The organism is Spirosoma sp. 48-14 (assembly GCF_001898575.1).
GTDB lineage: Bacteria > Bacteroidota > Bacteroidia > Cytophagales > Spirosomataceae > Spirosoma.
Map to the genome: position 1 here is coordinate 63,175 of NZ_MKUD01000037.1, position 11,515 is coordinate 74,689.

The 11,515-nt window shown below is 49.9% G+C and carries 9 protein-coding genes; 4 read left to right on the plus strand and 5 right to left on the minus strand.

Going from position 1 to position 11,515, the window contains the following annotated elements:
- Window positions 1-21 precede the first annotated feature (21 nt).
- Both BGO59_RS19180 and BGO59_RS19185 read left to right on the plus strand, forming a co-directional pair.
- Window positions 22-366, plus strand: coding sequence for a hypothetical protein (locus tag BGO59_RS19180; RefSeq protein ID WP_293685726.1), 345 nt, complete (start codon window positions 22-24; stop codon window positions 364-366).
- Window positions 367-454: 88 nt separating this feature from the next.
- Complete coding sequence (locus BGO59_RS19185; RefSeq protein ID WP_293685728.1) at window positions 455-2,779, plus strand: metallophosphoesterase; 2,325 nt, start codon at window positions 455-457, stop codon at window positions 2,777-2,779.
- Window positions 2,780-2,849: 70 nt separating this feature from the next.
- Here the strand turns inward: BGO59_RS19185 and BGO59_RS19190 are convergent, their stop codons facing one another.
- From BGO59_RS19190 to BGO59_RS19205, 4 genes are all read right to left on the minus strand, one after another.
- Window positions 2,850-3,743: a 1,4-dihydroxy-2-naphthoate polyprenyltransferase gene (locus tag BGO59_RS19190; protein ID WP_293685730.1), complete on the minus strand. Its 894-nt coding sequence runs from the start codon at window positions 3,741-3,743 to the stop codon at window positions 2,850-2,852.
- 91 nt (window positions 3,744-3,834) lie between these two features.
- The gene (locus tag BGO59_RS19195) at window positions 3,835-4,443 is read right to left on the minus strand and encodes a glutathione peroxidase (RefSeq protein ID WP_293685732.1); all 609 of its coding nucleotides are present in this window, start codon (window positions 4,441-4,443) and stop codon (window positions 3,835-3,837) included.
- Window positions 4,444-4,523: 80 nt separating this feature from the next.
- Complete coding sequence (gene argS, locus BGO59_RS19200; RefSeq protein WP_293685810.1) at window positions 4,524-6,308, minus strand: arginine--tRNA ligase; 1,785 nt, start codon at window positions 6,306-6,308, stop codon at window positions 4,524-4,526.
- A gap of 145 nt (window positions 6,309-6,453) precedes the next feature.
- On the minus strand, window positions 6,454-8,826 hold the full coding sequence (locus BGO59_RS19205) for a penicillin acylase family protein (protein WP_293685734.1): 2,373 nt from the start codon (window positions 8,824-8,826) through the stop codon (window positions 6,454-6,456).
- 119 nt (window positions 8,827-8,945) lie between these two features.
- Here BGO59_RS19205 and BGO59_RS19210 point away from each other — a divergent pair, with 119 nt between their 5' ends.
- Window positions 8,946-9,473 carry a hypothetical protein gene (locus BGO59_RS19210; protein ID WP_293685736.1) on the plus strand — a complete coding sequence of 176 codons (528 nt, stop codon included), beginning with the start codon at window positions 8,946-8,948 and terminating at the stop codon, window positions 9,471-9,473.
- A gap of 55 nt (window positions 9,474-9,528) precedes the next feature.
- On the opposite strand, the gene BGO59_RS19215 is transcribed toward BGO59_RS19210, so the two are convergent.
- A complete protein-coding gene (locus BGO59_RS19215) occupies window positions 9,529-10,113 on the minus strand; it encodes a hypothetical protein (RefSeq protein WP_293685738.1) in 585 nt (194 codons plus the stop codon).
- A gap of 203 nt (window positions 10,114-10,316) precedes the next feature.
- Here BGO59_RS19215 and BGO59_RS19220 point away from each other — a divergent pair.
- A partial coding sequence (locus BGO59_RS19220; RefSeq protein ID WP_293685812.1) for an ATP-dependent DNA helicase RecQ occupies window positions 10,317-11,515 on the plus strand: 1,199 nt, incomplete at its 3' end.

An 11,515-nucleotide genomic window follows, 5' to 3' on the forward strand; every position in this document is an offset into this window, starting at 1 on the left:
GTTAACAATTACCAGGCTGTCATGTGGCGGTTACGCGAGTGTTCGCTCAACGATGAGCAATTAGGCATTGCCGTGGGGCTAAGTGGCAATGCTATCCGAAATCGGCGTAGCAAACCAGACCTTTGGAAGTTATCCGATGTCGAGCGATTGGCCGCTCATTTTACGTTACCCGCTACGGCCTGCCTTCAATTAAACCAGGTACTCCATCAGTTACCTGCCAATCTAAAGCAACTGCCGAACGACGAAAGACGGCGGATTGAACGGCAACTGGTTATGAAACTGGCCCAGCTGGAAGCCTATAACCAGAGTGACTGGCCAGTACGAAACTTACTGAAAATGCACCAGGCTTTACATAAAGGTCGATAAGTCAGTATATTGGCATACATGAATTACACCTGCCGGGCATAAATTTCGCCTGGTAGGTGTACCTTTACGGTGACCTCCCTGTCACCCAATGAAGCTTTTACGACTTATACAACTAGCCTTTGTCCTCGGCCTCTGTCAGCAGGTTTCTGCCCAAACGCCGACAATTAGTCGCGGCCCTTATTTACAGGTCGTTACACCCACGTCGGTGGTCGTTCGCTGGCGAACCGATACCCCCAGTATAGGGCGGGTTTGGTTTGGTCAATCGGCGAGCCAGCTTACAGGGGATTTACAGGAATCCCAACCTACTCAGGAACATAGTTTAACGATTACGGGCCTCCAACCCGCCACTCGTTATACCTATGCCATAGGCTATGGCGATACCCAACTGGCATCTGGTCCCGACTATTCGTTCAAAACAGCGCTGCCAGCGGGCGATAAACGTCCGTTCCGCATGTGGGTTCTGGGCGATTTCGGCAGCGGGAGCGACAACCAGCAAGCTGTATATCAGGCATATCGCAAGGCAACAGCCAACCGCCCAGCCGACTTGTGGCTCTGGCTTGGCGATAATGCGTATTCGTATGGGTTGGAAAGTGAATATCAGCAACTGGTCTTTCCAGTTTACGCATCTACCCTTCGCAATACGCCTATTTTCATTACGCCCGGCAATCATGATTATGCCGATAGCGAAACAAATTTCAACATTGCCTATTACAATCTGTTTTCGTTTCCACAGCAGGGCGAAGCTGGCGGAATACCATCAGGGTCAAAATCCTACTACGCAGCCAACTACGGCAATGTCCATCTGATCTCACTCGATTCACAGGGCAGGCAAGATGGTCAGTATCGCCTTTATGATACCACCTCAGCGCAAGTGCAGTGGCTCAAACGTGATTTGGCAGCCAATAAACTTCCCTGGACCATCGTCATTTTTCACCACCCACCGTATAGCAAGGGCGGCCACAATTCCGACACCGAAGAGTCGATGCGGCTCATTCGCGAAAACCTTACCCCTATTCTGGAACGGTTCGGTGTCGATCTGGTCATGAATGGCCATAGTCACGGCTACGAACGGACCTATCGGCTGAAAGGCTTACGGGGACTGGCCAATACCTTCGACAAGGGTAACCACCTGGCCGACAATAACACGGGCCGGTACGATGGTTCGCCCAACTCATGCCCTATTTTATCGAAAGGCCAAGGTACGGTTTATGTCGTAAATGGCTCTGGTGGCCAATTGGGCGGGCAATCACCTGGTTTTCCCCACCCAGCAACGGTCTATAACAACGTAGCACAGGGCGGCTCTATGATTCTGGATGTAAACGATGATCGGCTGGATGCCCAGTTTTTACTGTCGGATGGCTCAATAGGAGATCGGTTTACACTGGTAAAAAACAGCGGGACTACTACCTCGCTTACGGCCGAGTATGGGGATACGCTTCAATTTTCGGCCTCCTGGAATGGCGACTATCGCTGGACAGGCGGACAAAACAGCCGAAGCATTAGCTATGTGGCGGATAAAGCCGGAAGCTTTCCCATCACCGTAAAAGACAACCAGAACTGCCTGACCGATCAGTTTACGGTGAACGTATTGCCTCCACCTAAAGTCACGACACAAGCGTCGGTAGCCACCACCGTTTGTGTTGGGAGCACGTTTACCGTTACAGCCACCCCCGAAAATACCACTAAAGCTGCCGGTTGGCAATACGATGTACTTCTGTCGGATGCATCTGGTAATTTTAGCGCGAATCAGGTTGTTGGATCGGGAGCCATAAACGCGTTGCGGGCTACGCTTCCGACTACTTTATCGCCCGGAACCGGCTATCGGGTACAGGTACGTCCGCGCGGTATTCCGTATGCCCAACTAAGCCCGAGTAATGCCTTTGCCGTTAAACCTTTACCAACCGCCACGATTGCGGGGTCAACAACGGTATTGAAAGGCGAATCGGTTGCGTTAACGATCAACCTTACGGGCGATGGTCCCTGGAAAGGAAGCCTGTCTGATGGCACTACTTTTTCAGCCAATGCAACACCCATTACGTTGACGATTCAGCCAACACAGTCGACAGCCTATTCGATTGCCAGTGTTGAGAATAGTTGCGGTAAAGGCACTAGTTCAGGACAGGCATCAATCACCGTACTCTTGCCTCTGGCCGAAGAAACCCTCTCAGACAGCCAACTAAAGGTTTATCCGAACCCGGCACACGATGTACTCCATGTGGAGCTGACGATGGGGCAGAAAAAAGAGATTAATGTAACCCTTGTCGATGCGAATGGGCGTTCGGTACTTCAGAAGCAATTTGTTCCCACCAGCACACTTTCTGAATCCTTGCCCATGCCGCATGCACATGGTACGTACCTACTGAAAGTGCAGGTTGGAGAGATAACCCTAACACGCAAAGTGGTGAGGCAATAAGAATGGTCAGGTATTGTCAAGCGTTGTATGAGGACTCTTGACACTACCTGACCATTCTTATCAAGACACTCTATAACACTTGCCCGATTCCAAATAAGATCACAAAGAGTAACGTGCTCATAGCCAGTTGGCCCAGTCGCGGATTAAGTTCTGCCGGACGTTGGTGGGAGGCAATGGCACGACCATTTAGAATAAAGAGCGGGAACGCCAGTACATACAGATAGCTAACCCAGGCCGCTCCTGTCAGGAACGAATAGGCGAGCGCACAAGCCATACCAGCAATCAACAGCCCCCAGTGATACCAAATCGCCAGCGATAGCCCCAGCCGCGAGGGAATCGACCGTTTACCCGTCATGGTATCTGTTTCGATGTCACGGATATTATTGACATTCAGAACGCCCGTTGCGAAAAGGCCAACGCTGGTAGCCGGTAAAAGAAGAAGCGGATTGAACGAAAGGGTGTGCAGAAAATACGTTCCTAAAACGCCCACCCAACCGAAGAAAATCAAAACAGCAATGTCGCCAAAACCGGCGTATCCATAGGGGTGCTTGCCATTTGTATAGCCAATAGCAGCCGCAATACTGAGCAGCCCTAACACCAGAAAAAACCAGAAGAGCTTTGGGCCCGCACCATAAAAAGCAACGACCAAAAGCCCAACTCCACTTATCAGTGATAAGACCGACATCAGAATAATACCGCGCATCATCGCTTCTTTACTGATGTCGCCAGTAGCTACTGCCCTACGTGGGCCTACCCGAAGCTCAGTATCTTTTCCCGAAACCGCATCGCCGTAATCGTTGGCGAAGTTCGACAGGATTTGCAGAAAAATGGTGGTCAGAGCAGCCAGCAACGCAATCGTCCAGCTAAAATGGCCATCGGCCGAGGCCAGAAAACTTCCTAAAATAATACTTGCCAACGACAGCGGTAATGTCCGGGGTCGCGCAGCCGCAATCCAACTTTTCATAATAGCAAAGAGTGAAAGAGCGAAAGAGTGAAAGTGCGAAAAAGGCAGATGCCAGAATTTTCGCACTTTCACTCTTTCGCTCTTTCACTAATTAGATACCAACTGCTTTTTTAAACTCTTCGTCTTCGGGTTTTACTTTCGAGTTGAAGAAGTTGGTCAGTTCGCCTTTTTCGTTGATCACATATTTGCAGAAGTTCCAGGTAGGAGCCTGATCGTTCCAGCCGTTCAGATCTTTGTGGGTCAGCCACTTGTAGATTGGCGCCTGATCATCGCCCAGAACCGATACTTTTTCAAACATCGGAAAGGTTACGCCATAATTCTTTTTGCAGAACTCAGCAATCTCTTCATTGGAGCCGGGTTCCTGGCTCTTGAAGTTATTAGCAGGGAAACCCAACACCACAATTTTGCTGCCGTGCTCTTTGTAGAATTTCTCCCAGTCGGCATACTGAGGAGTGAAACCGCACTTCGACGCTACATTCAGAATAACTACTTTTTTACCTTTGAACCCCTTCAAGGCAACAGGCTTACCATCCAGCGAGTTTACCGTAAAGTCGTACAGGCTTTTCGTTGGAGCCATGTTGGCAGCAGCAGCCCGCTCATCGGCAAAAATCCCGTTAACAAGCGAGGAAAGCGACATAAAACTGGACAGTGAGAAAACAAGTGCCAAAGCGGCCATCGTAAAAATGAGATTCTTTTTCATGGTTGGTTTTTCGGTTTTACTATGCGGTACGCATAACGTTTAGAAAGTAAACTAGTATTGACTGATTTTGAACAAAGTAACTACATTTTCTGCGGAACTTCTATGCCCAATAAGCCCATTGCTTTCTGAATAGTTTCACCAATGCATTTTGCCAGCACAAGTCGGGTCTGAAGCTTCACAGGGTCCGTCTCTTTCAGGATCGGTAACTTGTCGTAAAACTGGTTAAATGTCTTCGCCAATTCATACGCGTATTGCGCCAGGTAGGACGGTGCGAAATCGTCGCCTGCCTCTTTCACGCGCTGTGGATACTGACTTAACAGAAAGACCAATTGCTGCTCAATCTCATCAAGTTGTGTATCTGAAATGTTTCCGTTTAACGCTATATCAGCCTCAGTAGCTTTCCGAAGAATCGACTGAATCCGGGCATGCACATACTGAATGTAAGGCCCCGTATTTCCATGCAAGTCCACCGATTCGGCGGGGTTGAACTGCATCCGCTTCTGAGGGTCTACTTTCAGCAGGTAGTATTTCAACGCACCTAGCCCCAGCATATGAAACAGCGACGCCTTCTCGGCTGCGGTAAATTCGTCGAGCTTCCCTTTGGCCGCATCATCAGCAGCCATAGCCGCAGCTTCGGTCGTTTCCTGGATCAGATCGTCGGCGTCGACCACCGTCCCTTCCCGCGACTTCATCTTGCCGGTTGGCAAATCGACCATGCCATACGAAAGATGGTACAAATTGTTGGCATAAGGACGCCCTAACCGACGCAGAATGGCAAACAGCACATTAAAATGGTAATCCTGTTCATTCCCGACCACCCAGATCTGGCGGTCGTTATGAAAATCCTGGTATTTCAGGTCAGTTGTGCCCAGGTCCTGTGTCATATAAACCGATGTACCATCAGAGCGGAGTACCAGTTTCTGGTCCAGCCCCTGATCCGTCAGGTCAATCCAGACAGAACCGTCGTCTTTTCGGTAAAAAACACCTTTCTGCAACCCTTCTTCGACAATTTCCTTTCCGAGTACATACGTATTCGACTCGTAATAGGTTTTGTCGAAGCTGACACCAATCGACTGATAAGTAGCATCGAATCCGGTATACACCCAGTCGTTGAGTTTGCGCCAGAGGGAAACGGTTTCAGGATCGCCCTGTTCCCAAAGCCGAAGCATCTGCTGCACCTCAAGCATCAGGGGTGCTTTTTTCTCAGCCTCTTCTTTAGGCATTCCTTGCCCTACCATCTCTTCGACTTGCTGTTTATACGCCTTGTCGAACAGAACGTAGTATTTACCAACTAAATGATCGCCTTTCATGCCTGCCTGCTCCGGTGTTTCATCGTTGCCGAAAAGCTTGTAGGCCAGCATCGACTTACAGATGTGTACACCCCGATCGTTGACAATACAGGTTTTAACCACATCATAGCCATTGGCAGCCAGAATACGACTGACCGAATCGCCCAGAAAATTATTGCGCAGGTGACCCAGGTGCAGGGGTTTATTGGTATTTGGTGACGAAAACTCAACCATCACCGACTTCCCTTTGGATGCTAACTGACCAAAAGATGGATTTCCGGCGATGTCGTTCAACACCTCAATCCAGGCTGCATCGGCAATACTGATATTCAGAAAACCCTGTACCACATTGAAGCCACTCACGATTTCGCTATTCGCTACCAACCAGTTACCAATAGCCTGGCCGATTTGAGCAGGGGCCTGCCGCAACGCCTTTGTCAGCGGAAACGTCACGAACGTATAAAGTCCGTCGAATTCTTTTTTGGTGGGTTGTAAAGAAACCTCGCCTGATTCCTGTTGGTATAACTCGGAAACGGCCCGTTGAATCGCACTTTTTAACTCTTCCTGAATATCCATTCGCTTGTGAAACTGTCGGTTCGTACAGTTTTCGGCAGCAAAAGTACGAAATGAATAAGTAGCGTGGGCGGAAGCCCGCATAGCCAGTAGCCAATTAAAGCCAGAATATCAGCTTACGCGGGCTTCCGTCCATGCCAGAGTACACCTAGGGCTTCAGCACGACCTTCGCTTCTGACACCGAATTCACTTTGTCTTTTGAGAAATACACCGGAAAGTAGTCGTTCTTCGCCCAGATCGGAAACAGGTCGCTGTAGTGTGGACTATCGGGATTACCCGACTGGCCGGGGGTATTGATGCCCAAGGTTTTATCCCAATCCTGTGTATCGACCAAAATTCGGAACGAAGCTCCGTGCGTCTGGTTCAGATCAAACGAGGTAGCATTGACGGTTTCGCCGTAGCCGCCCCTTGCCATAGGCCCCAAATTGATTCGCTTCTGCATGCCTTTATCGACCAGGCCGCTCAGTGGATGCGTGATCGTAATATGCTTAAACTTAGGCTGTCCATACTGCCAGCTCGCCATATTAGGGCCGAGCTGTTCAGTTAAACCAGTCACGGCTTTATCGAGGCAACGGATCAGGAGACTATCGCGATGTGAACCGGGTTGCAACAGGGCTTCCGTCACCCGGCTGGTAGGTAATGATTTTAGATATGGCCGTGCTTTTGCAGGAACTTTCTCTTCATAAACAGCCGCTTTCAACGCATCATCCCAGGCGATAAAAATGGTAGCCGCTATGGAATTCGGATCGAGTCGATAATCCCACCGACGCAAATAGGTCAACGCCCGTTGCGTTTGCGGATTGGCAGATGTCGATTGTTGAAGTAAAGGAACAATCATTCGGGCCGGTATAGACAGGTAATCCGCTTGTAACGCTTTAAAATCGTTCAGGCTTTTTGGCTCACCATCATTCAATACCTCTTTAATCCGGTCGGCCCGGCTCGGTGACGCCCAAGTCCAGCCAACCGCGTTTCGATACGGATAATCAGGCGGCAACAGGTTATTATTGGCCGTTACGATATAACCTTCGGGTGGATTAAGTGCGTTGGGCAACTGCTGAATAGGCAGATAATCATTCCACTCAAAGCGCCCATCGCCCGGCACAGGCACCAGCCCGGTATAGTTCGGCCGCACAGGCGATAAAGCCACCACCTGCCAGCCAATGTTTCCAGCCTTCCCGTCGACAGGGCGCTCGGCCCAGATCATGTTTTCGCCCGGCACCCGACTTTGTAGACACGCCTGCCGAAATTCGGCCCAGTTACGCGCCTGATTCATTCGTAAACTGGCCAGATACGGTGCACAACCTGGTTCAAGCCAGCCCGCCCGAACGGCATAGACTTTATGATGTACGGTATCGTCAAAAACGACGGGCCCGTGTTGGGTATATTTCAGGATTGCATTGACCGGCTTACCCCCTTTTACGGGAATCGTTTCGGTCAGCGTTTTCATGTCCACCCAGGCTCCCTTGTAGCGGTACTGATTCGGATTGGCCGGGTTGGTTTCGTACACGTATAGGTCTTCGTTATCTGTTTCGAAGATGGTTAGCCCCCAGGCTCCATACTCATTATGCCCAATAGAAATACCTGGCAATGTCGGCTCCCCAGCGCCTACCACATGCCAGCCCGGCGCATCCAGATGCACCCAATAGCGTAGCGAAGGCGTTGCCTGCGACCGATGCGGATCGTTGGCCAGCATCGGAAAGCCACTGGCCGACTTAGCCCCAGAGATAACCCAGTTATTCGAACCTGTGTATTGCTTTTCGGTGTCGAACCAACGGCCGCTATCGAACTGTAGCGCTTCGTCTTCATCGGCTTTGCTGAGTACACCTTTATATTTCAGCGGCAGTCGAAAGGCCTCGTACAGTTCCAGGATGGGTTGGAACAATTCATCGCCGTTTACGTGCAGGGTCAGATCAGGCTCATTGGGTTTCGAGGTCGGATGAAACCACTGCAACGCCCGAACCTTATCGGGACCGAGCAAATGCACCAAACGACCGTAATTCAACTCATCCCGCACATTAGCCATAATTCCCTGATGTCGACTCACTACGACTTCTGGCGTCCAAAGGCCGGGCTTTGTACGGAGCACCTGAAATTCGAACGGCAGTTGGTCCGGTGTTTTCAGAATGGTGTTGATATAGGCATTGATTCCATCGACAAACGCCCGGACAATTTGTGGCCCATGCGGGTGGTACTGCCTGAGTTCATCATCCAGATTTCCCCGAAATCGAAATAAGCGAGCGCCTATATCCCGTTTAAGCTCCTGTGGCCCCAACAGTTCGGCGGTGGTTCCGGTAGCCTGCCGACGCCACATTTCGAGTTGAAACAGTCGGTCCTGGGCAGCCGAGTAACCTTGTGCAAAAAATAAATCATGCTCATTTTTTGCATAAATGTGGTTGACACCCCATTTGTCGCGGACAATGTCGACAGGCTCCTGCAAACCAGGCAGTTGACGGACTTTATCTGACTGGCGAACACAACCGATTGAAACAAACAGAAGGAACAGGGTAAATCGTAGAAGCATAGCGTTGATGAATTTATCGTAAGATAGTCAACAATCCGTTTTCAGGAAGTTTAACAGTCATTTAACAATCAAATCGCCAGGCGGTTAGTATGTTTGACCAACACCAACTGCTAAACCTGATGAAATCTATCGTATCTGGCCTACTGATTTGTGGCTTGTTCATTAGTCTGACGAGCTGCGTAACAGCAACCTTCCAGTCGAACGTAAAAACAGATGCCAAACCAGCGTTTAAACGCATTCTGATCGTATCGCGATTACCGACAACCAAGCCTGCTTATCTGGCTTCGTTACAAACTGCCTTCCCGCCAGGTTATCAGGTTTGCACTGTCTCTAATAGTCCTATTTCGTTTGAAACGGCCGAAGAGGCTATCGAAAAGCAACGGCAAGCCTGCCAGAGCGAAGTGGTCTTAACGATTGATTTTAATCGGAGCTATACATCGGGCTCGGGCCGATATATTTCATCGAACAACGAGCTTCTGCTAGAAATGAAAAGTCTGGCTACGGGCATCCCTTTCTGGAAAGCCCTCGTAACAACGGGATTGAGCAATAACGAAATTTTACCCCGAGAGCTGGTTACCCACCTGATCAAAGATGGTATTATTCAGGGCACCGCACCCCTGGATAAATCATATCAATCCACTTATTAACAGGAAGGGGCCGAAGTTAATGACTCCGGCCCCTTCCTGTTCGATTATTCAGCAGTTACTTACTTTTTGCACTACTCAGGTAGGTCTTGTTACCGTTTTTATTGATGTAATACTTACCTCCACGCGGGCCAACCATTACTTTCTCACCGTTAGGCCCTTTGGAAGAAGGGTCAACCGGAGCTTTGTAATCGGCTGGAGTGGCCTTCTCCTCTTTCACGGCTGGCGCTGATGCTTTCGCCATTTTATCGGCTTTGTCCGTCTTATCCGCTTTTGAGGGCTTGTCCATCTTGTCGTCTTTCAGGCCCGCATTAGTCGTCGCTTTATCAGCTTTCTTATCTGCCTTATCTAGTTTGGCATCTGCCTTAGCCGTCGCTTTGTCGGCATCTTTTGCAGCTTTCTTCTCCGCTTTGGCAGCTTGTTTGTCGGCTTTAGCCTGCGCCTTATCCGCATCGGTCATACCCGACTGGGCAGCCTCTTTAGCGGCTTTTTTCTCGGCCTTTGCCGCCTTCTTAGCGTCTTTATCGGCTTCGTTCTGTTCTTTCTTTGCTTTGTTTTTTGACGGTTTATCGTCCTGTGCCCAGCCGTTGGAGGCAACCAGCAGGCTTAATGCAAGGCACATGATTGACAGGGTCTTTTTCATACAAATCAGATCGGGTTTTGTGAAACAATGGACTCGGTTCTTAGGACGGAAAGATGGGGAGAAAATCACCATTCCAACACTAAAAATTACTTAAATTTTGCTTAAATTTGATAGAATGATTGTAGCCGGTAGCTGTCACCAATCGCTTTTAGCCCGTCGTATTGACAGTTGCTCGACCCGCATACCATTACTCGAATCTGTCAATGATTAGTACACCCCCTCTCCAGACGCAAAATCCGGCCGATTACCTGAAACGTTACTATGGATACGACCGCTTCCGGCCGATGCAGGAAGCTATTATCCAGTCGATTCTAAGCGGACGCGATACGGTAGTACTGATGCCTACGGGTGGGGGTAAATCCGTCTGTTTTCAGATTCCTGCCCTGATGTTGCCGGGTGTTACTATCGTGGTTTCTCCGCTCATAGCTCTCATGAAAGATCAGGTGGGGGCCCTGCATATGAACGGTATTCAGGCGGCTTATTACAATAGTACCCAAACATCCCGTGAACAGCGCGATATTGAAGCAGACTGCCACAAAGGAAAGCTTAAACTACTCTACGTTTCGCCCGAAAAACTACTTACTGAGTCGTTTTTCCATTTTCTAAAGCAGATCAACGTTTCGTTGTTTGCCATCGATGAAGCGCACTGTATTTCGTCGTGGGGGCACGACTTTCGGCCTGAATATACCCAGTTGCATGTCCTGAAAGAGCAGTTTCCGCAGGTGCCGACCATCGCCCTGACCGCAACGGCCGATAAACTAACCCGTCAGGATATTGCTACCGGCCTTGGTATGGTCGACCCGGCGGTGTTTGTGGCATCCTTCAACCGAACGAACCTGAGTTTACAGGTTCTGCCGGGGCAAAACCGACTTCAGCAAATTATCCGGCTCCTTCAGCAGAAACCGAATACGTCGGGAATCATCTACTGCCTCAGCCGGAAATCGACCGAATCACTGGCGGCCAAATTGCAGGAAAAAGGATTCAGTGCCGCCTTTTACCACGCAAAAATGGACCCCGACGACCGGAATAAAACCCAGGAGGCCTTTCTACGCGACGATGTTCGAATCATGTGTGCCACCATCGCTTTTGGCATGGGCATCGACAAATCGAACGTGCGTTGGGTGATTCATTACAACATGCCCAAAAACATTGAGAGCTTTTATCAGGAAATCGGTCGGGCCGGGCGCGACGGGGCTGCGGCACAAACGGTGCTCTTCTACAGCTTCGCCGATGTAGCCACCTATAAGGAGATGCTGGCTGAAAACAATCCGGCAAACCTGGGGCTTCAATTGGCTAAACTGGAGCGGATGCAGCAATATGCCGATGCCCACACCTGCCGGCGTCAGATTCTGCTCTCCTATTTCTCGGAAGAACTACCCGAACCTTGCGGCAACTGCGACGT

Excerpts from the sequence above, each read along its gene's own strand:
- BGO59_RS19180 (WP_293685726.1), top strand. The coding sequence starts at position 22 with ATGTGGCGGTTACGCGAGTGTTCGCTCAACGATGAGCAATTAGGCATT.
- BGO59_RS19185 (WP_293685728.1), top strand. The coding sequence starts at position 455 with ATGAAGCTTTTACGACTTATACAACTAGCCTTTGTCCTCGGCCTCTGT.
- BGO59_RS19190 (WP_293685730.1), bottom strand. The coding sequence starts at position 3,743 with ATGAAAAGTTGGATTGCGGCTGCGCGACCCCGGACATTACCGCTGTCG.
- BGO59_RS19195 (WP_293685732.1), bottom strand. The coding sequence starts at position 4,443 with ATGAAAAAGAATCTCATTTTTACGATGGCCGCTTTGGCACTTGTTTTC.
- argS (WP_293685810.1), bottom strand. The coding sequence starts at position 6,308 with ATGGATATTCAGGAAGAGTTAAAAAGTGCGATTCAACGGGCCGTTTCC.
- BGO59_RS19205 (WP_293685734.1), bottom strand. The coding sequence starts at position 8,826 with ATGCTTCTACGATTTACCCTGTTCCTTCTGTTTGTTTCAATCGGTTGT.
- BGO59_RS19210 (WP_293685736.1), top strand. The coding sequence starts at position 8,946 with ATGAAATCTATCGTATCTGGCCTACTGATTTGTGGCTTGTTCATTAGT.
- BGO59_RS19215 (WP_293685738.1), bottom strand. The coding sequence starts at position 10,113 with ATGAAAAAGACCCTGTCAATCATGTGCCTTGCATTAAGCCTGCTGGTT.